Below are 24,048 nucleotides of genomic sequence, written 5' to 3'. Positions count from 1 at the left end.
CTGCTGCCGCTTGCCCGGCCGGAAATTGCAATTGCCTGTGGCTGCACGGATCTACTCCTTGTCTTATTCAATTCTTCTGCCCCGCCCGGGCCGGCGCAAATACCGCAGATGCCAGGCAGAGTCTTATGGACCCAATGTAGGAACTCTCCCCGGTCCCGCAACAAATGTTGCATGGAATAAAGCCGCTGTGATCCGGTTTTCACCCGGCACAGGCGGGGGAGGCCCTGCTGAGACCACCCTATCAGGGAAAGCTTACGGATTCGCTGAAAATCTGAGGGGAAAAGCGCGGCTCAAAACCCAAAATGGAAGGCCAGCCAGACCAGGATCAGCCCCAGCGCCAGCGCCGCCAGACCGGCATTGCGGCGCTGCTCCTCGGTCAGGGCGCGCAGCATCTCCAGCAGCCGCTCCACAAGCGAAGGGGCCAGTGCGTACACCAGCCCCTCTGCAATCAATACCAGCCCGAGGGCCAGGAGGATGAACCCCATTACTGCGTCGCCGTCTGGCCGTCCGAGGACTTCAGGTAATTGAAGAACTCGTTGTCCGGCGACAGCACCATCGAGGAATTGCCCGCCAGCAGCGAATTCGCATAGGCGTTCAGCGAGCGGTAGAACTCGAAGAACTCGGGGTCTGCCCCATACGCCTTGGCAAAGATCGCGTTGCGCTCGGCGTCCGATTCACCGCGGATCACCTCGGCCTCGCGCTCGGCTTCCGACACCAGCTCGACCTCGGTCCGGTCGGCCTGGGCGCGGACGCGCTGCGCCGCCTCTTCACCGCGGGCGATCTCGTCCGCCGCTTCCCGTTCGCGCTCGGCGCGCATCCGGGCAAAGGTGGCTTCCAGGTTGGCCTGCGGCAGGTCGGTGCGCTTCAGCCGCACGTCGATCACCTCAAGGCCCAGCTGGCGCGCCTGGGTGATGGCGCCGTTGCGGATCCGCAGCATCAGCGCGAAACGGTCCGAGGACAGGATGTCGTTGGAGCTGACGGAGCCCAGCACCTCACGGGTCTGCGCCCGCATGATCTTGTCCAGCCGCAGCTCAGCACCGCCGATGCCACCGCCGCCGACCGCCTGGCGGAAGGTTTCCACATCCGCGATCCGGTAGCGCGAGAACGCATCCACGATCAGGCGGCGGTCATCCAGCGGGGTGACCTCCAGCGGGCCAACTTCCAGGCTCAGGATGCGGTCGTCATAGCGCACCACATTGTCGATCACCGGCAGTTTGAACGCCAGGCCCGGGGTTTCCTTGACATCGACCACCCGGCCAAAGCGCAGCACCAGCGCCTTTTCACGCTCGTCGACGATGAAGATCGCCGACAGCACCGCAATCGCCGCAACCACCAGGATGGGCAGAAGAAGAGTAGATTTCCGCATCAGTTGCCCCCCTGCGGCTTGCGCAGCTCATTGAGCGGCAGATAGGGCACGACGCCCTGGCCTTCGCCGCCTGCGTTCTCATCCAGGATGATCTTGTCGACCCGGCTCAGAACCTCTTCCATGGTTTCCAGGTACAGGCGCTTGCGGGTCACTTCCGGCGCTTTCTGGTATTCCTCCAGAACCGCGGTGAAACGGCTCGCCTCACCCTGGGCCTCGTTCACCACGCGGGCGCGGTAGGCCTCGGCTTCTTCCAGCGTCTGCGCCGCCTGGCCGCGGGCCCCCGCCAGCTTGCGGTTGGCATAGGCGTCGGCCTGTTTCTCCAGCCGGTCGCGCTCCTGGCCCGCGGACTGCACTTCGCGGAAGGCGTCCTTCACCGGCTCCGGCGGGTCGGCGCCGTCAAAGTTCACACGGACGATGTTCACGCCGCTGTCGTAGCTGTCCAGGGTGTCCTGGATCAGCTCTTCCAGACGGGCGGTGATGGCGCCGCGGTCGCGGTTCAGGATCGGCGCCAGCTCGGACTGGGCGATGATCTCGCGCATCGCCGATTCCGACACCGCGTTGATGGTCGAGCGCGGATCGCGCAGGTTGAACAGGAACCGCGCCGGGTCGGAGATGTTCCACACCACCTGGAAATCCACGTCGATGATGTTCTCATCGCCGGTCAGCATCAGCCCGGCGTCCGATCCGCGGGCGCCGGAACCGATGTTCTCGGTCTGCTCCACCCGCACCGGGATCACCTCCTTGGTGACCAGCGGCCAGGGCGCAAAGTTCAGGCCCGGCTGGCCGGTCGAGGAATACTCGCCCAGGAACAGTTCCACCGACTGCTCTTCCGGCTTCACGGTATAGATGCTGGCAAAGCCCCACAGCACCGCGCCGGCGATGACCGCCAGCCCCACCGTGCCCTTGGTGAACAGCGGCGCGCCGCCGCCCGGGCCGCCGCGCCCGCCGCGGCCGCCGCCGGAGCCGCCGCGCCCGCCCATCAGCACGCGCAGCTGTTCCTGGCCTTTCTTCACCAGCTCATCGATTTCGGGGATCTGCGGATCCTCGGGCTTGCGCCCGCCGCCGTTGTTGCCCCGGTTGCCGCCACCGCCGCCGGAGGAGCCACCGCCCCCCCATGGGCCACCGCTATTGCCCGCCATATGTCTCCTATCCGTTTGCTGCCGCCCGAAGGGGGCATGTGAGTTCTATTCTTGCCGGTTTGCCCGCTCAGGTCGAGCGCACCGGAGTCTTCAGGGTTACCAACTCTTCCGACATTGTCGGGTGCACCGCAACCGTGCGGTCGAAATCTTCCTTGGTTGCACCCATTTTTACGGCGATTCCCGCCATCTGGATCATCTCGCCCGCGCCGGGTGCGACGATATGGCAGCCCAGCACCTTGCGGGTGGCCTTCGAGACGATCAGCTTCATCAGCACCCGCTGCGCCCGGCCCGCAAAGGCCTGCTGCATCGGTTTGAAGGAGGTCGCGTAAACCTCGATCGGCTCCTGCTCGCTTGCCTCTTCCTCGCTCAGGCCGATGGTGCCCATTTCCGGCTGGGTGAAGATCGCGGTCGGGATCAGCTCATGGTCGGGACTGGTCGGGTTGCCCTTGAACACGGTCTCGACAAAGGCCATCGCCTCGCGGATCGCCACCGGAGTCAGCGCCACCCGGTCGGTCACATCGCCGATCGCATAGACCGACGGCACCGAGGTCTGGCTGTATTCATCCACGATGATCTCGCCCTTGCGGCCGCGCTCCACGCCGATCTCCTCCAGCCCGAGGTTGTCGGCATTGGGGTGGCGGCCGGTGGCATACATCACCTTGTCGAACAGCCGCTCCTGGCCGTTGGTCGACTTGACCCAGATCTTATCGCCTTCCTTGCGCATCTCCAGAACGTTGGTGCCCAGATGCACGTCGATGCCCGCCTGGCACATTTCCTCGCTGATCAGCCCGCGCGCCTCGTCGTCGAAGCCGCGCAGGATCTGCGCGCCGCGGTAGAACTGCGTGGTGTTGACGCCCAGCCCGTTCATGATGCCCGCAAACTCGCTGGCGATATAGCCGCCGCCGACGATCAGCAGGCTTTCCGGCAGCTTGTCCAGGTGGAACATCTCGTTCGAGGTGATCGCCAGCTCCGAGCCCGGAAACTCCGGCACCGTCGGCCAGCCGCCGGTGGCGATCAGGATGTGCTTGGCGGTCTTGCGGGTGCCGTCGGCCAGCTCCACCGTATGGGCATCGGCCAGCCTGGCGCGGCTGTCAAAGCTCTCGACGCCGTTGTTCTTCAGGATGTTGCGGTAGATGCCTTCCAGCCGGTCCAGCTCGCCATGCAGCTTGCCCTTGAAGGCATCCCAGTCAAAGCCGCCCGCCTTGATGTCCCAGCCATAGGCCTGGGCATCCTCAACCATGCTGGAATACTCGCTGGCGAACACCATCAGCTTCTTCGGCACGCAGCCGCGGATCACGCAGGTGCCGCCATAACGGTCCTCTTCGGCCAGCGCCACCTTGGCGCCTTCCTGCGCCGCCACGCGCGCCGCCCGCACCCCGCCGGAGCCGCCGCCGATGACAAACAGATCGTAATCAAAGCTCATGAAGTTCCGCCCTTTGCATTTCTTGAGAAGGTGTATCCCATAACGGACCACCAAACGCCATATGCCCAAGTGGGCGTTCCCGCGCCGCATTCAACCTTTTGCATTGGATTTGCACAGGGTTGTGAGGCGAAAGGTCCCACTCAGCACGCCGAGGGCAGGACGGGCGCTGCCCCGCCTTCGGCCAGGCGGAACTCAATCCATCAGATCGGTGAACAGGTTGTCGGCCTCGGCAAAGTCCAGCTTGTCCTTCTCGACGGTGCCCTCGTTGATGTCGCGCACCTCGACCCGGCCGTCGCCATAGCCGATCACCACCGTGTCGCAGATGTCGATGAACAGCCCGTTCTCGATCACCCCCGGAATCTGGTTCAGCACCAGCGCCAGCTGCCGCGCGTTGCCGATCCGCTTCAGATGCAGGTCGAGGATGTAATTCCCCTCATCCGTCACAAACGGCGCCCCGCCGTTCATCCGCAGGGTGGAGTTGCGCCCCATCACATCCAACGACACCAGCGTCTCCTCGATCAGCGCCTGGCTGCTCTGCCAGCCGAACGGCAGCACCTCCACCGGCAGCGGGAAGGCGCCCAGCGTCTCCACCGACTTGCTGGCATCCGCAATCACCACCATCTGGTCCGATGCGGTGGCGACGATCTTCTCCTGCAGATGGGCGCCGCCGCCGCCCTTGATCAGGTTCAGGTCCGGGTCGAACTCGTCGGCGCCGTCGATGGTCATGTCCAGCCACTTGGCCTCGTCCAGCGACACCACGTTGATGCCCACGTCCCGCGCCAGCGCCGCGGTGCGGCTGGAGGTCGGCACCGCGGTGATCCGCAGGCCCTCCTTCCGCACCAGATCGCCCAGGCAGCGCACCAGCCAGGCGGCGGTCGATCCGGTGCCCAGGCCCACCCGCATGCCGTCCTCGACCATCTCCGCCGCCCGCCTGGCCGCGACGAATTTCGCCTTGTCGATGGGGGACAGCTCTCCGGTCATCACAGGTCTCCAAGAATGGCTTGCCGGGCAGTTATAGGCGGTTAGCCGCTCACGCGCGAGGGGCATTTGCCCCCCCCGTCGCCGCCCGGCTGGAAATCCCGGCATTCCGCCCTAGTCCTCTAAACCTGACGGAGGGACATGATGCTGCAATTCGACCAGGAGACCACCCGCGTGCTGGAGGACGCCTATCAGGGCGCCGACATCTCCCGGCGGCGGCGGGCCAATTTCGATGCGCTGCAGCCGCAGCCCGGCGACCGCATTCTGGATCTCGGCTGCGGCAACGGGCTGCTGACCCTGGAGCTGGCCCGCACCGTCGGCCCTGCCGGCCATGTGACCGGTCTGGACGCCAGCCCCGACATGCTGGCCGCTGCCCGCCAGCGGCTGCAGGGGCGCGCAAACACCACCCTGACCGAAAGCGATGCCGCCCGCCTGCCGTTCGAGCCGGAAAGTTTCGACAAGGCGGTGTCGGTGCAGGTGTTCGAATACATCACCAGCCGCCGCCCGGTGCTGCGGGCTCTGCACCAGGTGCTGAAACCGGGCGGCCGCCTGGTGATCGGCGACATCCACTGGGACACGCTGGCCTGGCACAGCGACAACGCCGCGCGGATGCAGCGGTTCCTGGAGATCTGGGACGCCCATATGGCCGAACGCGCCATGCCCGCCCGGCTGCCGGAGGAACTGCGCGATTGCGGCTTCGCGCGCGAGGCGCTGCATCCGCTGACCATCTGCGACACCAGCCTGCGCCCGGACGGGCTGGCGATGATGATGATCCGGCTGATCCGCGCCTATGCGGTGGAGATCGGCGCCACCGACGCAGACGACGCCGCCGCCTGGGCACAGGAGCAGGAGGAACTGGCGCAGGAGGGCCGCTTCTTCTTCTCCCTCACCCATTTCGTCTGCACCGCCCGCAAGACCCGGCTCCCCTAGGCCCAGCTGCTGCAATACCTGCTCACTGCCACTGCACAACGCGCAGCCGTTCGTGTCGGCTCATGCAAAAATTGCACCGGCTAACGGCTGCCCGGTGTTTACAAATAAACATATTCATCTTATTGATTTTAACATGCTCAAAAGACACCCTCTCACCCGCCGCAGCTTCCTCCTTCACGGCACCTGCCTGGCGGCGCTTGGCGCTCAATCCAAGCCCTTGCGCGCGGATTTGCAGCTCGGCTCATCGGCGCGGATCTCAACGCTTTCGGACGGGTACTTGTCATTGCCGCCTGAAATGGTGTTCGGGGCGATGCCGCAAGAAGAACTTGAAGAGCTGATGAAACACCATCAGGCCGACATCACCAAGTACGAGCCGGATTGCAACGTGGTGCTGTACCGTGACGGGAATAATACAGTGCTGTTCGACGCCGGCGCCGGCCCGGACTTCATGGCAACTTCCGGCAAGCTTCCGGAGGCTCTCGCCGCGATTGACCTGTCCCCCGCTGAAGTCACACATGTTGTCTTCACGCATGCTCACCCGGATCACATCTGGGGGGTTCTGGATGACTTTGACGAACCGTACTTTCCCAACGCAGCTCATCTCTTTGGCCGCGAGGAGTGGGACTATTGGTGGAACCCGGAAACAGTGGACTCAATAGGGGCTGAGCGCGCGTCGTTTGCAGTCGGGGCAAAGCGGCGCATGGAAGCGATCGAAGACCTGGTTGATTTTTTTGATGACGGGCAAGAAGTCCTTTCCGGTATCGCCGCACGCGCAACTTACGGTCACACGCCGGGCCATATGGCCTTTGAAGTCCGCAATGGCGGCGACGCGGTGATGGTGGTCGGAGATGCGCTCGGAAACCCGCATGCCGCGTTCGAGCGCCCCAGCTGGCCCAGCGGCACCGATCAGGATCCTGAGACCGCGGCGGCGGCCAGAACAACGCTGCTCGACCAGATTTCAGCAGAGCAGATGAGGCTTGTTGGTTTTCATCTGCCGGGCGGCGGGTTCGGCCGCGTGGAAAGGGCCGGCCAAGCATACCGGTTTATAGGAGAGCTGTCATGATACGGAAGATTCTGATTGCTGGCACGCTGGCCTTTCCGGCTTGGGCCAGCGAGGATATCGCAGACCAGTATCCGCAAAGCGTGCTGTATTCGAAGCCGGTGGAGTACATTCCCGGCGTGTTCACTGCCATAGGCGCAACCGCACCGCCCACATATGAAAACTCAGGCCACAACAACAACCTGAGCTTCATTGTGACCGGAGACGGTGTCGTGGTCGTGAACGGGGGCGCTGCCTATGTGCTTGCAAAGGCGCTTCACCAGGAGATTCAGGCCGTCACCGATCAGCCGGTCAAGCTTGTCTTCAATGAAAACGGTCAGGGGCATGCGATGCTCGGCAATGCCTATTGGTCTGAGATCGGCGTGCCCATCATTGCCCATACCGATGCCGCGGCGGAGTTCGAGGAATACGGCGCGCAGATCCTCGAGCAGATGAAGAAATACAATAAAGACAAGGCGGAAGGCACCTACCTGGCGGGCCCGACGGAGACCTTCGACGATGAATACGCGGTCGAAATGGGCGAATTCCGCATCGAGGCAAAATACCTTGGACCGGCACACAGCCCCGGGGATATCTCGATTTGGCTGCCCGGCCAAAGCCTGGTCATTGCCGGCGACATGGCCTTTCACGAACGCATGCTTCCGGTCTTTGAGAACACCTACACCGCGGATTGGCTTGAAACCTGGGACAATGCGTTTGAACCTCTGGACGCGACCTATGTCATCCCAGGCCACGGGCATCCGACGAATATGGATCAGGTCCGCAGGTATACACGCGGCTACCTGATATACCTGCGCAGCAGAATTCAGGAGCACATGGACGCCGGCGGGGATTTGGCAGACGCCTACTACGTTGACCAGTCGCCGTACGCCCACCTGGATACTTTCGAGAAGCTGGCAGCCAGGAATGCCGGCCGTGTCTACGAGCAAATGGAATTTGAGTAGCTCAGGGTCGCTGCAGAGCGGGCAACCGCTTTATCAGCCGGTGCGTGGCAATCGCCCCGATCCACATCGAGAAAGCCGCAATCCATGCGGTCAGGGACAAGGCCGATCCTCCCGACAATCCGGCACCGACGGCGCAGCCCCCGGCAAGCATTGCTCCGAAGCCCATCAGGACCGCCCCGACGAGATACCGTTCCATCGGGGTGTCCGCGCCGAACCTTTCAATTCCCCAGTCCCCCGACAAAAAGGCTGATGCAGCCGCGCCGGCTGCGACCCCGGGAACGAGGCCGATACCAAAGGACAATTCCACGTTCCGCTCTGCGACCAATGCCATCAGGGTATCTGTGGCGGGGCCGGTAAATGTGACGGACAGCACCGGCACGATTTCAAACGACGATTGGGCAATCGCAGAGGTCATCAGCCAGCCAAACGCTACCGCCCCCCCGACCCCTGCAGCTGACAGAATGCCGGTTACGGTGACGTTTTGCCGGTAGGCAAATGCAATTGCCAGAAGCAATCCTGCCATTGCCGAAATGGCGTAAACAGCCGTTGGAAAGCCAGCGATCACGGACAGGTCCCGCGCCTCGCCGCCGGGGACCACCCAAATACCAGCGAGCTTCTCCCGTGCCGGGCTGAGCACCCCCGTAAAGGCCGCCTGCGCGACCAGTGTCAGGACCAGCCCCGTGACCAAGGCCCGCAAGTTGCCGCAAGAGGCCAGAACCAGCAGGCGCGATGCGCAACCGCGCGCCAGAACCATTCCGGTGCCGAACATCACGCCGCCGATCAAGGCTCCGCTGATGCTTCCCGTTGAAGCAATCGCACGCGTGCCGGACAGTTCCAGCCAATCCAGGGCCACAGATGCCTGAACAAGAGACAGTGCCGAAAGGAACGCAATCAGCCAAACCGCCAAGCGGGGCCCGGCCCCGCCCTCAGCAACTTCCACCGTGGCTGCACGCAGGCAGAATTGGGATTTCTGGGCCGCAACCCCGAACACGATGCCAACGGCCAGCCCGGCAAAAGCCAAAGCACCGGCATCTCCCAGCAGATTGATGAGCATCTCCATGGGCAGAAACTGCCATCCCGTTACGCGGCTGTGCTTGTCATTTGTCAAACTCCGGCTGCACGGCCGATGGCCAGCACGCCGGCAGGGCGCCCGTTCAAAAGAAATCCAGCCGCTCCGCGTATTCAGCCGGCTGGCCGCGCCTCCCTTCAGTTGCCAACGGCCTCTTCGACGATTTCCGACAGCAGCGCTTCGACTTTTTCCAGCGGCCCGTCCGGATAGCTCCGGTAGCCGACCTGAACACCGCTTTCATCCTCGGCGACAAAAACCCCGTAAGGGCAGTAACCGATGTTCATCGGATCCGCTTCCATCACTTCGCGCGAGATTTTTGCAGAACAGAAGATAAAGATATCCGCAGCCGAGAAGATCAGTTTGTCGCTGCCGACATCAGCACCTGTCCGGTTCAGCATCTCGCCAACGTGGCTCACGTAGTCAATGACCAGCCCCTGGCCGACAATTGCCGATTCAACTGCAAACGTGGCGTCATCAAAGCTGCCGTCAAAGGGGACCGTGACAATCTCTCCGGCAAAGGCCTGGCTAGCCAAAACGCCGGAGATTGCAGCGGCCGCAACATTGTACTTCATGATCGTATTCCTCCTCCAGACCCGCGGTCCGCGCATAGAGCGGCAGGGCCATGGCACCGGCCGCTCTCTGTTTCCCTACCCGAACATGTCCGAGGTGATGCCCGCGTACCACCCAAGCGATTCTTCGTAAGTCGCTTTCCTGAGATCAGCGCCTTCGCCTGTCTGGCTGATGAAACCATCCACCTTGGCGATCTTCTCGGGAGTGGCCTCATAGGTCGCGCCAACCTTAACGCCATCTTCAGTGCCGATGAGCGACCAGCAAGTGTTCGAGAACTTGGCCGGAAATACCTTTGACCCGGTCAGTGCGCCGCGAACGGCATTTGCGCAAACCTTCGCCTGGCTGTTGGCTGAGAACCCGGACTTCGGCATATCGCCCTGCTGGCTCGCATCGCCAAGGACATAGATGTCCGGGTTTGCCTTCGACGACATGTCGGCAGCGTTCACGGGGGCCCAGTTGCCATCCGTCACCCCGGCCATTTCCGCAATCCGGCCTGCTTTCATCGCCGGGATCACGTTGCAGACATCAACCTTGGTTTCTTCTCCGTCGATCGTCACCGTCATGGCATCCGGGTTCACCGAAACGTTGCCGCCGCCGAACTCCTCGCCGATCCAGTCAACCATTCCTTCATAGTGGTTCGCCCAGCCCTCCTGGAACAAAGCCATCTTGGAAAACTTCGGCTTGGGATCTGCGACAATGATCTTCGCGGTCGGGTTGCGGGCCTTCAGAACATGCGCCACCATCGAAACCCGCTCATAAGGCCCCGGCGGGCAGCGGTACGGGTTCGGCGGCGCCACCATTGCGAAGGTCCCTCCTTCAGGCATCGCCATGATCTGCGCCTTCAGAAGCTCGGTCTGTGAACCTGCCTTATAGGCATGCGGCATCTTGTTCTGCGCAGAGACGTCCCAGCCCTCGACCGCGCCATCAACAAAGTCGATGCCGGGGCTCAGGATCAGCTTGTCGTAAGGCAGGGATCCGCCCCCCGCCAAGGACACGGTCCTGGCATCCGGATCGACACCCGTGGCCCAATCGTGGACGACGTTGATACCATAGCTGGCCGCCAGCGTTCCGTAGCTGTGCGCGATGTCGGAAAGCTCCCGGAATCCGCCCAGGTACAGGTTCGAGAAAAAGCAGGTGTAATAGGTCCGCGACGGTTCAATCAGCGTGACATCGACTTCGCCTTTGCTGTCCTTGGCGATATAGCGGGCAACGGTGGCACCGCCTGCACCGCCGCCGACAACCACGACCCTCGGCCTGCCCTGCGCCAGGACCATCGGCGCCGACAGTCCGGCAGCCGCTGCACCGGTGGTTCCAAGAAATATGCGTCTGTTAAGTGTCATCGCCTTTCCTCCCCTTGGGCACTGTTACTCCGGGTTATTGAAATACGCGGCCAGGGCCGCGATTTCTTCGTTGCTCAGGCGCCCGGCAATCATCTGCATGACAGGATGGGGGCGCAGCTTTTCCTTGTAGGCATGCATGGCAATGACAAAGTCGTCATCCGGCCAGAAAACGATAGACGGGATGCCCTCGTCGCCGCCTTCGATCTGATGGCAGGTTGTGCATTCGCTGCTGAGATACGCTCCGTATTCCGGGTCCCCCTGAATAGCCAGAATCCCGGGATCCACAGAGTGATCCGTTCCCTTGGCCGTCGGGTCGGCTTCCGGGATGTCCCGCGGATTGTCAGAGAACTTGCGCAGGTAAGCGAGCAGGTTTGCCCGGTCTTGCGGGTCTTTCAGCCCCGGAAAGCTCATTCGGGTTCCCGACGCGAAAGCGCGCGGGTTTTCGACGTAAGCCGACAACGTGTCCGCATGCCATTCCAGGCCGGAGTTTCCCGCGCGCTCAAGGCTTTTGGAATATTTGAACCCTTCCAGCCCCGCGGCCTTGCGTCCGAAGACCCCGTTCAGATGCGGGCCGATCCTGCTTTCAGCGCCTGTGCCAATCTGGTGGCAGCCCTTGCACTTCTCGAACACCAGCTTTCCGGCTTCTGCATCGCCAAGTTCTTCAGCAGCACCGGCTGCCGGGGAAAGCCCCCCGGCAGCTGCTGCAAACACCAGTGCGCCCGGCCACCGCACGATCAGCTGCCGAACGACTTGAGGTAAACGATCACCGCGTCGATTTCGTCCTGTTTCCTGAGGCCGGCAAAGGACATCCGCGTGCCCTTCATATAAGCTTTCGGCTTTGCAAGGAACGCGGCCAGCTCATCGTCGGTCCAGACTAGCCCCTCTTCAGCGGCCGCTTTCATCGCTTTGGAATACTTGAAACCTTCGACGGCCGCCGCATTGGCACCGGCAATTCCATTCAAGGCCGGGCCGGTACGGTGCCTGGCGCCTTCACCGACCTGATGACAGGACTTGCATTTCTTGAAGACTTTTTCGCCGCTTTCGATCATCGCGGCATCAAGTGCTGCAGTTTCCGCAACCGCCGCGGAACCTTCCGCTGCCGCTTCGGCGTCTGCAGATGCTTCCTGCACAGACGCCTGCGTTTCTGCCGTCCCGGTCTCCTCGGGCGTCACGTCCAGAACCGCCGCCCGCATGGTGATTTCAACACTTTCCTTGCACGCCGCCATGCACGGCTCACCGGTCCAGAAATGCGCCTCGGCAGTTTCCCGGTCATCCACGATGAACCCCTCTGCATTCGGCATGTCCACTTCGAGAAAATTCTCGTGCGTCAGCGTGAATTCGTCATCGACGATGTCATTTGAATACAGGATGTATGCTACGATCGCATAGACGTCATCCGGTTCCAGCGACTGCGCGTTTCCGAACGGCATCGACCGGTTCACATAGTCCCAGACCGTGGACAGATGAGGCCAGTAGGACCCGACCGTCTTTAGCGGATCCTTGTCGGCAAGCGTCCCTTCTCCGCCAGCCAGTTTAGGCCAGTTGCCGACGCCTTCGGCAAAATCCCCATGGCAGATAGCGCAATGTTCGGCAAATACCTCTTCTCCGGCGAACACATCGCCGGATCCTTCGGGCAGCCCGGTTCCATCCGGAGCAACATCCAAATCCCACGCAGCGATCTCTTCCGGCAGCGCCGGGCGCCCCAGGCCGAAGTTCCCGGCATATGCCGGAACAGCCAGGGTCAAGCCCAGGACAGAGGCAGCGAACAGCTTATGATACTTCGACATTTTCCGCCTCTCCGTTCTCCTTGATCCACCAGGTCTGGATGCAATTGTTGTGATAGATCGAGTTCTCTCCGCGCGCCTCCCGCAATTGCGCCTTGCTGGGCTGGACGTATCCCGTCGAATCCTTTGCGCGGGCCTGCAGAAGCATCTCCGAGCCGTCCCAATTGTAATCCAGGTAGAACCGGGTCAGCGCCTTGTCTGCGCCGGGTGCTGCCAGGCGCGCGGGCGTCCAGTTCTTGCCGCCATCGACCGATACGTCGACGCCGGAAATCGACCCCCGGCCGGACCAGGCCAGCCCGGTGATGACCAGCGGCCCCGGGCCGTGCGTTACCGGCGCCTGCGGGCTGGGCGAGGTGATAACCGATTTGGCGTCCATCACCCATGTCCACTTGCGCGATGTGCCGTCCTCCAGCGTATCAGTATACTTGGACGTTTCTTCGCGGCTTTCAATGGCCATTCCGGTCACTTCGACCCGGCGCAGCCACTTGACCCACATATTGCCTTCCCAGCCGGGCACAACCAGCCGGACAGGATACCCGTGCTCTTTGCGCAGCGCCTCTCCATTGGCTTTGAAGGCAACCAGCACATCATCCAGCGCCTTTTCCAACGGGATCGAGCGCCCGTTTGAAGACGCGTCAGCGCCCTCGACATAGACCCACTTGCCTTCAGGTTTGACGCCGGCTTCTTCCAGCAAAGTGCGCAGCGGCACGCCGGAATACTCCATGTTGTGGATCATGCCATGCGTGAACTGCGCGCCGTTCAGCTGCGCGCCCGCCCACTCCATGCCGGTGTTCGCTGCGCATTCGCAGAAATGGATGCGGTTCTCGCGCGGGAAGCGTTCAAGGTCTTCGTAGGTGAAGATCAGCGGCGTATCGACCAGACCGTTGATCATCAGGCGGTAGTCCGCCTTGCTCAGCTCGATAGCACCGGAATGGTGCCGCTCAAAAGCACAGCCCTGCGGGGTAATCGTTCCGTCCAGCGCATGGATCGGCGTGAAGTTGATCGAGCTGATCGTGTCCGCTGTCAGCCATTCGACGTTGCGCCGCACGACATCCTTTTCAAACTGGATCGGCAAACCGTACGGCGTGGCGTCCACGCCCTCTCCGGTTGCCCGCGCCCACTCCTGCACCTCGGTTATCAGCGGGTCCGGGCCAGCGGCGCGGGCCGCCCCGGCGCCCACCGCCCCCACCCCAACGGCGGCCGCACCGCTCAGGAACTGGCGGCGCGAAGGCGCCTTTCCTCGGGAGTTGTCACTCATTTTGTTTGCCTCCGTTACGCGAGCAGCAAATCTTGTTCTGGTTTTGCACGGCCGGATGCGGCCGCCGCATCAGGCGCCGATCACCTCAACCGACGTATTCGGCCCGACGGTCACGGTGCCCTGATTGCGGATGTGGTTTTCAACGACATCCCAGACCGGCGGGCCTTCGGTGCCCTCATTGACGCTGGCCCAGCCGGCCACGACGTAGTTCTTTGCCGGGTCAATCGCCTCACCGGTCTTCAGCAGGGTCATTTCGCTGATCCGCTGCCCCTGCGGCTTGGTCACGTCGATGCGGTAGCCGAGCCCGCCGACACGAACCATGTCGCCGCCCTGCTGGTAGTAGGGATCGGGGTTGAACAGGTTATCGCCGACGTCTTCCAGGATGACGTGGATGAATTCCCCTGTCATTTCCGTGCGGTAGGCATTCGGATATGTCATCGAGGTGACGTTCCACACATCCTCGCGCGTGATGTCCTGCCCCGGCAGGATCGAAGGCCCCCAGCGCACGCCCGGCGACATCGCAATGTCGGCTTCCCGCTCGCTCAGCAGCGCGTCGCAGATCAGGTCGTCCCAGGTGCCGTTGAAATTGCCGCGGCGGTAGAGCAGCGTGTCCGTCTTTCCGATCACTTCGCTCAGCGCTGCCTCATAAGGCGCACGCTGTTCGTCAATCAGCGCCGTGATCGCCGGATCAGGTGCAATCACGTCCGAGAAAACCGGGATCAGCTTGTGCTTCAAGCCCATCATCCGGCCATCCCGCACATCCAGATCCACACGGCTGACGAACTTGCCGTTCGAGCCGGATGCGATGATGTGCGTTTTGCCGACCAGCACCGGCTCAGGCAGCGCGTCATGGGTATGGCCGCTGAGGATCACGTCAATCCCCTGCACCCGCCCGGCCATCTTCTTGTCGACATCGAAGCCATTGTGGCTCAGCACGGCAACCACGTCGGCCCCGGCGTCGCGGACTTCGTCCACCATGGCCTGCATGTTCTCGTCACGGATCCCAAAGGAGTATTCGGGGAACATCCAGCCCGGGTTGGCAATCGGCATGTAAGGGAAAGCCTGGCCGATCACGGCAATCTTGGCGCCGCCGCGCTCAAAGAACCTGTAAGGCTTGAACAGCTCCGCGGGTTCGTCCCACTCGGCATCGAAAATGTTCTGCCCCAAAGCCGCAAACGGCAGACCTTCGACGATCTCGTTGACCCGGCCGCTGCCCAGGGTGAACTCCCAGTGGAATGTCATCGCATTGGGTTTCAGCGCGTTCATCACATTGACCATGTCCTGGCCCGCCGTGTGATAGCAGGTGTATGACCCGTGCCAGGTGTCGCCGCCGTCCAGCAGCAGCGCATCGGGGCGGTCCGCGCGGATGGCATTGATGACGGTCGCAACCCGGTCCATGCCCCCCACCCGGCCATAAGCCCGCGCCAGAGAGGAGAAATCGTCGTGGGTCAGCGCATAGGCGGACGGGCTTCCGTCCTCGATCCCATAGGCCCGGCGGAACGCCGCGCCCGTCACATGCGGCATCTGCCCGTGCGCCTCGCCGATCCCAAGATTGACCTCAGGTTCGCGGAAATAGACCGGCTTCAGCTGCGCGTGAATATCGGTGACATGGATCAGGCTTATGTTGCCGAAGGTCTCAAACTCCAGCAGCTGATCCTGGGTCAGGCTTTGCTGTGCCGCCAGCCGGGCCCAGTTTCCGAACCCCGCCGACCCGTACAGCGCCGAAGCCGCCATGGAAACCTGCAGAAAGTCACGTCGCGAAATCATTTTCCGGCTTTCCCGTTTCTTCACATCTAAATGTGTGAATGCAATTGCTGTGAATTACCCGCGCCAGGCATCCCGGCGCGGGTGCAGAGTTACTGGCGAACCGCGGGCGTCTCGACCGACAGCCCGTTGCCCCGCGATGCCACATACAGCTCCAGCGCCCGGAACTCGTCCGACCCCTCGGCAAAGGTTTCGGCGCGGGTGTCGCGGATACAGCCGCGGAACCGGTTGTGGCGCGAAATCAGCTTGGCCTGTTTCAGCCGGTAGGTGGGGAAACCATTGACCATACCCTGGCTCAGATGATCGGCCCGGATCATGTTGCCCCAGTTTTCTTCATGGCAGTTGGCGCAGCTCAGCTCCAATTGGCCGTAGCGGGTATAGTACATCTCCTTGCCCTGCTCCCAGTACGGGGCGGCATCGCCGTCAATCGCGACATTCACAGGCATTCCGCGCGATTGCAGGCCAATCAGCGCAACCACCCCCTGCATCTCAGCCCCGGACCATTTCCAGGCGTCCGCTTCCATGCGGCCGGTCCGGCACTTGTTGATCAGGTCCTCCATCACAACCAGCTTCCCGCTTTCGGCATCCACCTTGGGCATGGAGGCCTGCAGCCCCTTGAAGCTTTCCACATCTTCGTGGCAGGAGGCACAGCTCTTGCCAGCCGCGCCATCGGCGGTTTCGAACAGGTCGGCCGCCTGATCGACGAATACCATGGCAGGATTGTCAAAATCGTCGGTCTGCAACGCCTGGGTTTCGTCAGTGCGGAAATGCCAGCCGGAATAGATCGTGTCCAGGTTTTCGGCATGCGCCGGCGCGCCGGTCACCGAGATCATGTTCAGATCTTCATTGATCACCAGGTTGTCTTCGTCCGGCCCAGCTATCGCTGCAACAGGATAGGCCAGAAGTGCCGCGATCACCGTAAGTGCCTTGTTGTTCATTGCTTTCCTCCCTTGGTGAACCAGCGCCAGCGGTCACAGGCGGGCGCTGATCTGCCTTAGTGGCCGGACCATCAGGCGATCTCGATAGATTTCTTGGTGTCGTAGACGGACCCGTCGTCGTCATACCAGGTGAACACGAACTCCCCGGCTTCGGGCACGGTCGCCTCAAACTGGAAATAGGGGTTCGTTGAAATCGCAGGTTCCAGCGTCACGTCGACAACCAGCTCGCCGTTGAACTCGCAGGTGAAGCGGTTGATGATCGAACGCGGAATGACGTTGCCTTCCTTGTCCTTGCGCTGACCGCTTTCCATCTTGTGGCTGATCAGGGTCTTGATGGTGACCGCTTCACCAGCAGCGGCTGATTTCGGAACCTTGACGCGGGGTTTAACTCCGGATGCCATTGGGTGATCTCCTGTGTTTCAGGGGGCGGGGCAATCAGCCGCCGCAGCCGCCAATTGTCACTTTTACGGTCGCCGCGGCCCTGGCAAAGCTGCCGTCAGCCATCCTGGCCACCGCGATGACATCCTGCGTTCCAGCAAGACGAATGCGCGTGGAGGCGGCCTGAACAGCTGCCAGCGGGCCGAAGTTGAAGGTTGCCACACCCGGCTCCGGGTTGCCGGCGGCCACGATCAGGATCGCAGCGGCCCCCGGGGCGCTCACCTCGATCGGCACCGTGTTGCCGTTTTCCGCGATTTCCGGCGCTGTCAATGCCACCCCGCCTTCGGCCATTTCCGCTCCGCCCGTGAAAGCGGCAATCGCGTCTTCCGCAGCCGCGTTGGCGCGGAACGGTGCCAAGACAAGAACCGCGGCGCCCAGGCCCAGGCCCAGCGTCTCGCGACGAGAAAGTTCCATTTTCAATCTCCTTTGCATCCTTCGGATCCCGGGCTTGAGGGCGCGGTCACTGTTCTTTCAGGGTCGCAAGAAATGCGACGACATCTTCGATTTCCTGCGCAGTCAGAATCGAAGTCAGCTGCGCGGAAGGAGCTTTGCCGGTATATGCGTCGCCAGGACGGATATAGCCCTCATCCTTGTAGAAAGCCGGCATCACCGTTCCCTCAAACGTCATCTTCGCGTTCGCCACCAAGCCGCGAAGCTCGGCTTCGGTCCACCGGTCACCGGCACCATCCAGCATCGGTCCGACTTCCCCATGAAAAGGGATATCCGCCAAGGCTGTGACCTCGTGGCAGGCGACACAGTTGCCTTTCGATTTTTCGCCCACGATGACCGCGCCGTTGGCCGCATCACCGGCGACGCCGGTAAGGGACTCCTCAACTGCACCGTACTCGTCATATTGGACTTCTTTCGGACCTGTCTCCGCCGCGATGGCAGCAGCGCCTGTCGTTAAACACGCCAGAGTAATGAGTTTCAGCTTCATGATCCCTCCCATTTGCTGCCACGCCGACAGCGCCTTGCGGCCCAAAGTCTTCGTGTACCGTAGTCGACGAACAGGGCTTATCGCAACATTAAATTCATTTACTTGAATTTTTTTATTTGTACCCTGCAAGGTCAGTCCTGAGCAACATTGCTGCGCTCGCGGATGCGCCTTGCATGGTAGCGCTGAAAATCCTCCCCGTTCTCAATCTCATAGCGCCTCTCGTTGACCCAGGTGAAAAGATCCAAGGTGGTTGCCTTGGAAAACGCGCTCGGCATGACGGCGACCGCGGCTTCGATCGCCGTGGCATCCTCGGGCACCTCTCCGGGCAGGAAAACGAGCGTTGGCGTGAACAAGATGCCCCACTTGCGCATCAGCGACCTTTGCTCGCTCTCGTCTCCGTCAAAATCGACCGCCGTTGCGCTTCCGTGCAGATCCAGCTGCACGACAAAAAAGTTCTCTTCGATGTAAGCGGCCAAATCGGGCTGCAGGAAAACTTCCTCATGCATCTTCTTGCAGTAGATGCAGCCCTGCTGTTCGATGAACAGCACCAGCCGCTTGCCGTCCTTGGAAGCCTCCTCAAGATCCTCGCGGAGGTCCTTGAATGTGTCGCGCATCCATGGCGCTTTGTGGAGACCGTCATCACCCAGCTCTGCGGCAGCAACAGCCCCGGCGGCAAGGCACGCTATCATGAAGGCAAGAATTCGTTTCATGGCTTCCTCCCGAACTAGCCGATTGCTGCCAGCCACGGCATGCGGTCCAGCATCCATTGCGCGATCATGTTCACGGAGCCGGTTGCAATCAGCAGGCCAAAGGTGATCAGCAGCCCCCCCATCGCCTTCTCGATCAGCCCCAGGTGCTTTCTGAAACGCGCCATCCACTGCATGAACGGGCGCACCAGAAGCGCCGCCAGAACAAACGGCGCGGTCATGCCAGCGCCATAGACGAACAGCAGCCCGGCCCCCCGCCAAGCCGTTTCCGTGCCTGCGGCGGTGAACAGGATCGCGGCCAGAACCGGGCCGACACACGGCGTCCAGCCAAAGGCGAAAGCCAGACCAAGAACATAGGCACCGGCAAAACTGACGTCTGAGGTTGCTCCGACGTCCGCGCGGAACTGGCGATAGAGAAATCCGACTCGAATGACGCCCAGGAAATGCAGCCCCATCGCAATGATGATTACCGCCGCGACCCATCGCAAAATGTCAAAATATTCCCGGACCAACTGCCCGAAAATCGAGGCCGTTGCGCCAAGCGCCACAAAGACCGTTATGATCCCCGCTGCAAACGCCGCTGCCGACAGGGTTGCCCTGCGGCGCACAGCCCCTGGAACATCAGGGCCGGCCGACATCCACTCGATGCCGGCACCAGCCAGATAGCTGAGATAGAAGGGAACGATCGGCAATATGCAGGGAGACAGGAACGACAACAGGCCTGCGACCAAAGCCCCTGCGAAAGTAATATCGAGCATGGCCAACACCGTCCTGGAATGATATCATTCACATATTCAAATTAACCAAGATGTAATGCCGCCGTCAATCGGAGCTTGCAATGCGACGCTTCCTCTTCCTTCTGCTGGCTGTTGTGCTGGTTTTTCCGCCCGTGATTTCACGGGCTGAGATGACATTGCTGATGGCGGAAGAGGACGGCTGCATGTGGTGCGCGCGCTGGGATGAGGAAATATCGGAGACTTACCCCAAAACGCCCGAAGGCAAGATTGCCCCCCTGCGGCGTGTCGACATCCGCCACTCCGCCCCAGCGGATATTGCACTGGAAAGGCCCCTCCTTTTCTCGCCGACTTTTGTCCTACTGGAAAATGGTCAGGAGGTCGGCCGCATCGAAGGCTATCCGGGTGAGGATTTTTTCTGGGGCCTGCTCGGTGCTCTGCTGCTTGACAGAGGAATATCGATTGAGACCTCTGGCTAATGCGCAGCAAATCACATAAATTGATTTGAATACGTGAAGCCAAGTAAGCGAGGCGATCTTGTTGGACAAACCTTCGAAACTTCCAGTGTTCTCCAAGGACATGTGCGCCGAGGACTTGGACAGGATGATGGAAAATGCGCAGACAGCATCGAACTTCCTCAAGGCGATCAGCCACGAGGGGCGCCTGATGATCCTGTGCTATTTGTCGTCGGGGGAAAAATCCGTCACCCAGATGGAGGAAATGCTCTCCGCCCGGCAGGCCGCAGTATCCCAGCAATTGTCACGCTTGCGCTTTGAGGGCCTCGTCAAAACGCGGCGCGAAGGAAAGACGATCTACTACAGTCTCGCTGATGACCGGTCGACACAGATCCTTGAGGTCATCTACGATCTTTTTTGCCGCGGAAAGTAAGGGCCTTTTGGAAACACAGCCAGCTTTGGGAGGAGACTGGCCATGTTCGAAATCTTGGGAGATGCCAATTCCGTGGCCCTGATTGGGCTTTTTGGCGGGGTCGTCCTGGGCCTGGCTGCCCGGATTGGCCGGTTTTGCACTCTGGGAGCGATCGAAGACTGCCTCTATGGCAATGACGACCGGCGGCTGCGGATGTGGGCCGTTGCGATTGGCGTCGCGATCATCGGCTCGCATGCAGCCATGGCCCTTGGGTGGCTCGACCCGTCAGGGACCCGTTACCTGGCGCAAACATGGAACCCGGCCGGTTCGGTCGCCGGAGGCCTGATGTTCGGCTATGGCATGGCCATCAGCGGAAACTGCGGCTACGGAGCGCTGGCGCGGCTTGGCGGCGGTGATTTGCGGTCGTTTGTCATCGTTTTGATTATGGGTCTTTCTGCCTATGTCGTGATGTCGGGCCCCCTCGCATATCTGCGGATCTGGATTTTCCCGGTGGAAATGGATCTCAGCGAAACTCAGAGCATCAGCTTTCTTGTCGAACGGCTGACTTCTGTTCCAGCGGAAATAGCCGGCTCGCTGACCGGCGCTGCCCTGACAGTTTTCGCAATGGCAAACCGCCGGTTTCTCCGCAGCCCGTCCCATGTGATCTGGGGAAGTGCAGTGGGATTGGCAATCGTGTCCGGTTGGGTCGGAACCTATTGGGTCGTCACGCATGGATTCGACGGCGAAACGGTGCAGACCCACACCTTCGCCGCACCTTTGGGAGACACGATACTCTACCTCATGACTGCATCGGGAACCTCGCTTTCATTTGCAGTCGGGTCTGTCTCCGGCGTGCTCATCGGTGCCTTCCTGGGCTCTTGGTCCAAAGGCCACTTCCGCTGGGAAGCCTGCGAGGACCCGCGCGAGCTCAAGCGGCAGATGCTAGGGGCCGCAATAATGGGGCCTGGAGCCATAATCGCAGTTGGATGCAGCGTCGGACAGGGCATTTCCGCCTTCTCCCTTCTGGCCTACAGCGCCCCTGTCACTTTCGCAGCGGTATTTGCCGGGGCAGCGCTCGGGCTTAGGCAGCTCGTCACAGGTTTGCCGTTTGCTGCGGGACGTTGAATTCCGAATTTGATGCTGCAGTGTTTTCGCCGGGCCTTGGGCGTTTCCGGATTGCGGGACTTCCGGCCCCGAAGGGCACCTGCGGGGCCAGAAGGTTGTGTTATGCGTGCAATTCCTGCGCGATATGCGTGCCGTCCTTTGCATACTCCCCAGCCGGAGCCTTCACGGCCGAGGGGTCCATGGCCAGGGACTTGCACAACCCCCACGTCATTGCGATCAGGACAAAGGATATCGGGAACGCCGCGGCAATAGACGCGGTTTGCAAAGCGCTCAGCCCGCCGGCCAGCAGCAGCACCGCGGCAACCAGGCCCTGCCCCATGCCCCAGATAATGCGGAATTTCTTCGGCGGGTGATCATCCCCCATCGACAGAATGGTGGTGATGACCAAGGTTCCGGAGTCTGAAGAGGTGATAAACCAGGAGGCCAGCAGGAAGGTTGCCAGTGCCGATAGCGGCCATCCGATCCAGGCCATGTCACCAATCTGGGAATTGGCGGTGAGATTGGCAATGGTTCCATACAGGGCATCCGGCAAGTCCCAAGCGCGCACAGTGTCGATGATGCCTGCACCGCCCGCTGCAGCGGGTCCGCCAACAGCGTTCAGTTCTTGCCAGATTGCGTTGCCGCCGAACATGCACAGCCAGAGGAAGGTAATTGTGGTGGGCACGAACATCACGCCGACCATGAATTGCCGGATGGTACGGCCGCGGCTGATGCGCGCGATGAACATGCCGACGAACGGTGCCCAGCTGAGCCACCAGCCCCAGTAGAAGATGGTCCAGCCCCCCTGCCATGCGGAGTTTCCTGCCTCATTGGCTGTCCAGAACCCCATCGGAATGACGTTCCACAGATAGTCGCCAATTGAAGTGACAAAGAAGCTCATGAGCCACTCGAAGGGGCCGAAAATCATGAAGCAGGCCAGCAGAATGATCGACAGCCAGATATTCCACTCGGAAATGATGCGGATCCCCTTGCCGACCCCGGAGACGGCAGAGGCGGTCGCAACAACAGAGATCACACCGATCAGGACCAGCTGCGTCGGCAGGCCGGAGTCCACCCCGAAGAGCACCTTCAGCCCCGTCGCCATCTGATTGACGCCCAGGCCCAGCGATGTCGCGACGCCGAACACGGTGCCGAATACCGCCAGAAGGTCGACGGCGTGGCCGGCAGGGCCATAAATCTTGTCGCCGATGAGGGGGTGCAGGGCAGAGCGGAGCGTCAGCGGAAGCTTCTTGCGGAACCCGAAGTAGGCGAGGCACAGGCCGACGATCACGTAAACCGCCCAGCCATGAAAGCCCCAGTGGAAATAGGTGACACGCATCGCCGCAACTGCGCGCTGCATGTCCATCTCCATGTGGCCTTGAAGGTCCGCATGGGGGTTGTTCGGGTAACCGAATGCACCGGAGTTGTCGAAGTAGAAGACCGGTTCCGCCACGCCGAAAAAGAGGATGCCGATGCCGACACCGGCCGAGAACAGCATCGCGAACCAGGAGAAGTTGCTGAATTCCGGGGTGCTGTCGTCGTCGCCCAATTTGATGCTTCCCCACTTGGAGAACATCAGGAAGAAGCAGACGAACATGATGACGGTGATTGTCGAAATGTAGTACCAGCTCAGGGCACCTTCGATCCAGCCGCGGACCGCGCCGTAGACGCCGCCGGCAAATTCCACGTTCATGATCGTGAAAATCACGAACGCGGCAATCATGCCCTTCGCGGCCATGCCCATTCCGGGATGCAGGCCGGCAAAGAAGCCGCTCCTGGATACCCGGCCGTTGTTGGGATTTGATTGGGACACTTTTTCCTCCGTAAGAATGAGCCATGGGGCTCGCCCGCCGATCCCCTTGGGATGCGCGGTATTGATCGGCCGCTGCACGAGGCACGCGGCCGGTGGCAATGAAAAAGAGAAGCCGGCGCCGCCTGATGCCAGCCGGTCCGGCTTCTTTTCAGTTGGGGACTGATTTAGCCCTGCGCGCCTTCTGCGGGCACTTTCTCGTCTGCTGTCTCCAGCAGTTCCAGATGGCCTTCCTGCTTCGTCAGAACGCGCCTCAGGATCGGTTCAAAAAACTCCAGCGGCTTGGTCGGGTAGTCCGGGTCGAACGCCTTCTGATCGTATTCATGACAGAAATGCCGGCAGTCCTCCCAATAGGGGCTGTCGCGGTACTTGTCGCGGGCGTTGCGGTCGCCGCCAAGGTGGTGGTTGTAATAGTAGCCCTGGAACACGCAGTGGTGCTTGGTGATCCAGTGGCACTTTTCGCTGACGTAGGGCTTCAGGATCGCCGCGGCGAGCTCGCCGTGATTGTAGGGCGCAAGGATGTCGCCGACGTCATGGATCAGCGCCGCAACCACGATCTCTTCATCCGCGCCGTCATTGTGGGCGCGTGTCGCGGCCTGCAGGCAGTGCTGGTAGCGGTTTACCGGGTACGGGGTCCAGTCCTCATCCAGTGAACGGATCGCATCGAGAAGCCGGTCAATGAGAGCCGCGTTGTAGGCGTCCTCGTAATCCATGACAGCAAGGAAATCCTCTTTGCTCGCATTCTCGAAGTTGGTCCATTTGGGGAGTGTCCTGAAGTCTGTGTATTTGGCCCGGCCCATGCGGTTTCAAATACTCAAGCGTCGAAGCGCTCGCCGAACATTATGGCGAACTGATTGCGGGCCGCAAACCATTCCCGGACGTTCCGGC

At 61.4% G+C, this 24,048-nt stretch carries 26 protein-coding genes; 6 read left to right on the top strand and 20 right to left on the bottom strand.

Going from position 1 to position 24,048, the window contains the following annotated elements:
- Positions 1 to 290 precede the first annotated feature (290 nt).
- From AB1A62_RS18770 to rpiA, 5 genes are all read right to left on the bottom strand, one after another.
- Positions 291 to 485, bottom strand: a complete 195-nt coding sequence (locus tag AB1A62_RS18770; RefSeq protein WP_366663009.1) for a DUF2065 domain-containing protein — start codon at positions 483 to 485, stop codon at positions 291 to 293.
- Positions 485 to 1,366, bottom strand: coding sequence for a protease modulator HflC (locus tag AB1A62_RS18765; protein WP_366663008.1), 882 nt, complete (start codon positions 1,364 to 1,366; stop codon positions 485 to 487). The genes AB1A62_RS18770 and AB1A62_RS18765 overlap by 1 nt, the downstream gene beginning before the upstream one ends.
- Positions 1,366 to 2,505 (bottom strand): FtsH protease activity modulator HflK, encoded by a 1,140-nt coding sequence (gene hflK, locus AB1A62_RS18760; RefSeq protein ID WP_366663006.1) that lies wholly within the window; start codon positions 2,503 to 2,505, stop codon positions 1,366 to 1,368. Before hflK ends, AB1A62_RS18765 begins: the two co-directional genes overlap by 1 nt.
- Before the next feature lie 67 nt (positions 2,506 to 2,572).
- The gene (gene gor / locus AB1A62_RS18755) at positions 2,573 to 3,928 is read right to left on the bottom strand and encodes a glutathione-disulfide reductase (protein WP_366663005.1); all 1,356 of its coding nucleotides are present in this window, start codon (positions 3,926 to 3,928) and stop codon (positions 2,573 to 2,575) included.
- Between the two features lie 192 nt (positions 3,929 to 4,120).
- On the bottom strand, positions 4,121 to 4,909 hold the full coding sequence (rpiA, locus tag AB1A62_RS18750) for a ribose-5-phosphate isomerase RpiA (protein WP_366663004.1): 789 nt from the start codon (positions 4,907 to 4,909) through the stop codon (positions 4,121 to 4,123).
- Between the two features lie 141 nt (positions 4,910 to 5,050).
- On the opposite strand from rpiA, the gene AB1A62_RS18745 reads away from it, so the two are divergent.
- The 3 genes from AB1A62_RS18745 to AB1A62_RS18735 are packed head-to-tail and all read left to right on the top strand — an operon-like array spanning position 5,051 to position 7,840.
- A complete protein-coding gene (locus AB1A62_RS18745; protein WP_366663002.1) occupies positions 5,051 to 5,836 on the top strand; it encodes a methyltransferase domain-containing protein in 786 nt (261 codons plus the stop codon).
- Positions 5,837 to 5,888: 52 nt separating this feature from the next.
- Positions 5,889 to 6,899 (top strand): MBL fold metallo-hydrolase, encoded by a 1,011-nt coding sequence (locus AB1A62_RS18740; RefSeq protein ID WP_366663001.1) that lies wholly within the window; start codon positions 5,889 to 5,891, stop codon positions 6,897 to 6,899.
- Positions 6,896 to 7,840 (top strand): MBL fold metallo-hydrolase, encoded by a 945-nt coding sequence (locus tag AB1A62_RS18735; RefSeq protein ID WP_366663000.1) that lies wholly within the window; start codon positions 6,896 to 6,898, stop codon positions 7,838 to 7,840. Before AB1A62_RS18740 ends, AB1A62_RS18735 begins: the two co-directional genes overlap by 4 nt.
- A 1-nt stretch (position 7,841) precedes the next feature.
- On the opposite strand, the gene AB1A62_RS18730 is transcribed toward AB1A62_RS18735, so the two are convergent.
- From AB1A62_RS18730 to AB1A62_RS18670, 13 genes are all read right to left on the bottom strand, one after another.
- Complete coding sequence (locus AB1A62_RS18730) at positions 7,842 to 8,894, bottom strand: YeeE/YedE family protein (RefSeq protein WP_366663047.1); 1,053 nt, start codon at positions 8,892 to 8,894, stop codon at positions 7,842 to 7,844.
- Positions 8,895 to 9,046: 152 nt separating this feature from the next.
- A complete protein-coding gene (locus AB1A62_RS18725; protein ID WP_366662999.1) occupies positions 9,047 to 9,481 on the bottom strand; it encodes a DUF302 domain-containing protein in 435 nt (144 codons plus the stop codon).
- Between the two features lie 75 nt (positions 9,482 to 9,556).
- The gene (locus AB1A62_RS18720) at positions 9,557 to 10,819 is read right to left on the bottom strand and encodes an NAD(P)/FAD-dependent oxidoreductase (protein ID WP_366662998.1); all 1,263 of its coding nucleotides are present in this window, start codon (positions 10,817 to 10,819) and stop codon (positions 9,557 to 9,559) included.
- A 24-nt stretch (positions 10,820 to 10,843) separates the two neighbouring features.
- Positions 10,844 to 11,533, bottom strand: coding sequence for a c-type cytochrome (locus AB1A62_RS18715; protein WP_366663046.1), 690 nt, complete (start codon positions 11,531 to 11,533; stop codon positions 10,844 to 10,846).
- 20 nt (positions 11,534 to 11,553) lie between these two features.
- The gene (locus AB1A62_RS18710) at positions 11,554 to 12,606 is read right to left on the bottom strand and encodes a c-type cytochrome (protein WP_366662997.1); all 1,053 of its coding nucleotides are present in this window, start codon (positions 12,604 to 12,606) and stop codon (positions 11,554 to 11,556) included.
- Positions 12,590 to 13,861: a sulfite dehydrogenase gene (gene soxC, locus AB1A62_RS18705; RefSeq protein ID WP_366662996.1), complete on the bottom strand. Its 1,272-nt coding sequence runs from the start codon at positions 13,859 to 13,861 to the stop codon at positions 12,590 to 12,592. Before soxC ends, AB1A62_RS18710 begins: the two co-directional genes overlap by 17 nt.
- 69 nt (positions 13,862 to 13,930) lie before the next feature.
- Positions 13,931 to 15,628: a thiosulfohydrolase SoxB gene (soxB, locus tag AB1A62_RS18700; RefSeq protein ID WP_366662995.1), complete on the bottom strand. Its 1,698-nt coding sequence runs from the start codon at positions 15,626 to 15,628 to the stop codon at positions 13,931 to 13,933.
- 89 nt (positions 15,629 to 15,717) lie between these two features.
- Positions 15,718 to 16,563, bottom strand: a complete 846-nt coding sequence (gene soxA, locus AB1A62_RS18695) for a sulfur oxidation c-type cytochrome SoxA (protein WP_366662994.1) — start codon at positions 16,561 to 16,563, stop codon at positions 15,718 to 15,720.
- 71 nt (positions 16,564 to 16,634) lie between these two features.
- Positions 16,635 to 16,964: a thiosulfate oxidation carrier complex protein SoxZ gene (gene soxZ, locus AB1A62_RS18690; RefSeq protein WP_366662993.1), complete on the bottom strand. Its 330-nt coding sequence runs from the start codon at positions 16,962 to 16,964 to the stop codon at positions 16,635 to 16,637.
- A 34-nt stretch (positions 16,965 to 16,998) separates the two neighbouring features.
- On the bottom strand, positions 16,999 to 17,415 hold the full coding sequence (soxY, locus tag AB1A62_RS18685) for a thiosulfate oxidation carrier protein SoxY (protein ID WP_366662992.1): 417 nt from the start codon (positions 17,413 to 17,415) through the stop codon (positions 16,999 to 17,001).
- Between the two features lie 46 nt (positions 17,416 to 17,461).
- On the bottom strand, positions 17,462 to 17,938 hold the full coding sequence (gene soxX, locus AB1A62_RS18680) for a sulfur oxidation c-type cytochrome SoxX (RefSeq protein ID WP_366662991.1): 477 nt from the start codon (positions 17,936 to 17,938) through the stop codon (positions 17,462 to 17,464).
- 131 nt (positions 17,939 to 18,069) lie between these two features.
- The gene (locus AB1A62_RS18675) at positions 18,070 to 18,648 is read right to left on the bottom strand and encodes a thioredoxin family protein (protein ID WP_366662990.1); all 579 of its coding nucleotides are present in this window, start codon (positions 18,646 to 18,648) and stop codon (positions 18,070 to 18,072) included.
- A gap of 14 nt (positions 18,649 to 18,662) precedes the next feature.
- Positions 18,663 to 19,403, bottom strand: coding sequence for a cytochrome c biogenesis protein CcdA (locus AB1A62_RS18670; protein ID WP_366662989.1), 741 nt, complete (start codon positions 19,401 to 19,403; stop codon positions 18,663 to 18,665).
- An 80-nt stretch (positions 19,404 to 19,483) separates the two neighbouring features.
- On the opposite strand from AB1A62_RS18670, the gene AB1A62_RS18665 reads away from it, so the two are divergent.
- From AB1A62_RS18665 to AB1A62_RS18655, 3 genes are all read left to right on the top strand, one after another.
- Entirely contained in the window at positions 19,484 to 19,858 is a 375-nt protein-coding gene (locus tag AB1A62_RS18665; RefSeq protein ID WP_366662988.1) for a hypothetical protein, read from the top strand.
- Between the two features lie 100 nt (positions 19,859 to 19,958).
- Positions 19,959 to 20,267, top strand: coding sequence for a metalloregulator ArsR/SmtB family transcription factor (locus AB1A62_RS18660; RefSeq protein WP_366663045.1), 309 nt, complete (start codon positions 19,959 to 19,961; stop codon positions 20,265 to 20,267).
- A 42-nt stretch (positions 20,268 to 20,309) separates the two neighbouring features.
- Complete coding sequence (locus AB1A62_RS18655) at positions 20,310 to 21,371, top strand: YeeE/YedE family protein (RefSeq protein WP_366662987.1); 1,062 nt, start codon at positions 20,310 to 20,312, stop codon at positions 21,369 to 21,371.
- A gap of 100 nt (positions 21,372 to 21,471) precedes the next feature.
- On the opposite strand, the gene AB1A62_RS18650 is transcribed toward AB1A62_RS18655, so the two are convergent.
- Together AB1A62_RS18650 and AB1A62_RS18645 are read right to left on the bottom strand one after the other, a co-directional pair.
- Positions 21,472 to 23,094 (bottom strand): BCCT family transporter, encoded by a 1,623-nt coding sequence (locus AB1A62_RS18650; RefSeq protein ID WP_366662986.1) that lies wholly within the window; start codon positions 23,092 to 23,094, stop codon positions 21,472 to 21,474.
- A 233-nt stretch (positions 23,095 to 23,327) separates the two neighbouring features.
- Positions 23,328 to 23,960, bottom strand: coding sequence for an HD domain-containing protein (locus tag AB1A62_RS18645; RefSeq protein WP_366662985.1), 633 nt, complete (start codon positions 23,958 to 23,960; stop codon positions 23,328 to 23,330).
- Positions 23,961 to 24,048 lie beyond the last annotated feature (88 nt).

The organism is Leisingera sp. JC11, from assembly GCF_040704725.1.
GTDB lineage: Bacteria > Pseudomonadota > Alphaproteobacteria > Rhodobacterales > Rhodobacteraceae > Leisingera.
The sequence above is the reverse complement of the archived record's forward strand: the minus strand, read 5'-3'. Positions and strand labels throughout refer to the sequence as shown.

What these genes read in the sequence shown, in the direction of transcription:
- AB1A62_RS18665 (WP_366662988.1), top strand. Translation starts at nt 19,484, where the DNA reads ATGCGACGCTTCCTCTTCCTTCTGCTGGCTGTTGTGCTGGTTTTTCCG.
- AB1A62_RS18670 (WP_366662989.1), bottom strand. Translation starts at nt 19,403, where the DNA reads ATGCTCGATATTACTTTCGCAGGGGCTTTGGTCGCAGGCCTGTTGTCG.
- soxZ (WP_366662993.1), bottom strand. Translation starts at nt 16,964, where the DNA reads ATGGCATCCGGAGTTAAACCCCGCGTCAAGGTTCCGAAATCAGCCGCT.
- AB1A62_RS18645 (WP_366662985.1), bottom strand. Translation starts at nt 23,960, where the DNA reads ATGGGCCGGGCCAAATACACAGACTTCAGGACACTCCCCAAATGGACC.
- AB1A62_RS18710 (WP_366662997.1), bottom strand. Translation starts at nt 12,606, where the DNA reads ATGTCGAAGTATCATAAGCTGTTCGCTGCCTCTGTCCTGGGCTTGACC.
- AB1A62_RS18725 (WP_366662999.1), bottom strand. Translation starts at nt 9,481, where the DNA reads ATGAAGTACAATGTTGCGGCCGCTGCAATCTCCGGCGTTTTGGCTAGC.
- AB1A62_RS18730 (WP_366663047.1), bottom strand. Translation starts at nt 8,894, where the DNA reads ATGCTCATCAATCTGCTGGGAGATGCCGGTGCTTTGGCTTTTGCCGGG.
- AB1A62_RS18765 (WP_366663008.1), bottom strand. Translation starts at nt 1,366, where the DNA reads ATGCGGAAATCTACTCTTCTTCTGCCCATCCTGGTGGTTGCGGCGATT.
- soxY (WP_366662992.1), bottom strand. Translation starts at nt 17,415, where the DNA reads ATGGAACTTTCTCGTCGCGAGACGCTGGGCCTGGGCCTGGGCGCCGCG.
- AB1A62_RS18770 (WP_366663009.1), bottom strand. Translation starts at nt 485, where the DNA reads ATGGGGTTCATCCTCCTGGCCCTCGGGCTGGTATTGATTGCAGAGGGG.
- soxA (WP_366662994.1), bottom strand. Translation starts at nt 16,563, where the DNA reads ATGAACAACAAGGCACTTACGGTGATCGCGGCACTTCTGGCCTATCCT.
- soxB (WP_366662995.1), bottom strand. Translation starts at nt 15,628, where the DNA reads ATGATTTCGCGACGTGACTTTCTGCAGGTTTCCATGGCGGCTTCGGCG.
- AB1A62_RS18650 (WP_366662986.1), bottom strand. Translation starts at nt 23,094, where the DNA reads ATGGGCATGGCCGCGAAGGGCATGATTGCCGCGTTCGTGATTTTCACG.
- hflK (WP_366663006.1), bottom strand. Translation starts at nt 2,505, where the DNA reads ATGGCGGGCAATAGCGGTGGCCCATGGGGGGGCGGTGGCTCCTCCGGC.
- soxC (WP_366662996.1), bottom strand. Translation starts at nt 13,861, where the DNA reads ATGAGTGACAACTCCCGAGGAAAGGCGCCTTCGCGCCGCCAGTTCCTG.
- rpiA (WP_366663004.1), bottom strand. Translation starts at nt 4,909, where the DNA reads ATGACCGGAGAGCTGTCCCCCATCGACAAGGCGAAATTCGTCGCGGCC.
- soxX (WP_366662991.1), bottom strand. Translation starts at nt 17,938, where the DNA reads ATGAAGCTGAAACTCATTACTCTGGCGTGTTTAACGACAGGCGCTGCT.
- AB1A62_RS18720 (WP_366662998.1), bottom strand. Translation starts at nt 10,819, where the DNA reads ATGACACTTAACAGACGCATATTTCTTGGAACCACCGGTGCAGCGGCT.
- AB1A62_RS18655 (WP_366662987.1), top strand. Translation starts at nt 20,310, where the DNA reads ATGTTCGAAATCTTGGGAGATGCCAATTCCGTGGCCCTGATTGGGCTT.
- AB1A62_RS18735 (WP_366663000.1), top strand. Translation starts at nt 6,896, where the DNA reads ATGATACGGAAGATTCTGATTGCTGGCACGCTGGCCTTTCCGGCTTGG.
- AB1A62_RS18745 (WP_366663002.1), top strand. Translation starts at nt 5,051, where the DNA reads ATGCTGCAATTCGACCAGGAGACCACCCGCGTGCTGGAGGACGCCTAT.
- AB1A62_RS18660 (WP_366663045.1), top strand. Translation starts at nt 19,959, where the DNA reads ATGTGCGCCGAGGACTTGGACAGGATGATGGAAAATGCGCAGACAGCA.
- AB1A62_RS18675 (WP_366662990.1), bottom strand. Translation starts at nt 18,648, where the DNA reads ATGAAACGAATTCTTGCCTTCATGATAGCGTGCCTTGCCGCCGGGGCT.
- gor (WP_366663005.1), bottom strand. Translation starts at nt 3,928, where the DNA reads ATGAGCTTTGATTACGATCTGTTTGTCATCGGCGGCGGCTCCGGCGGG.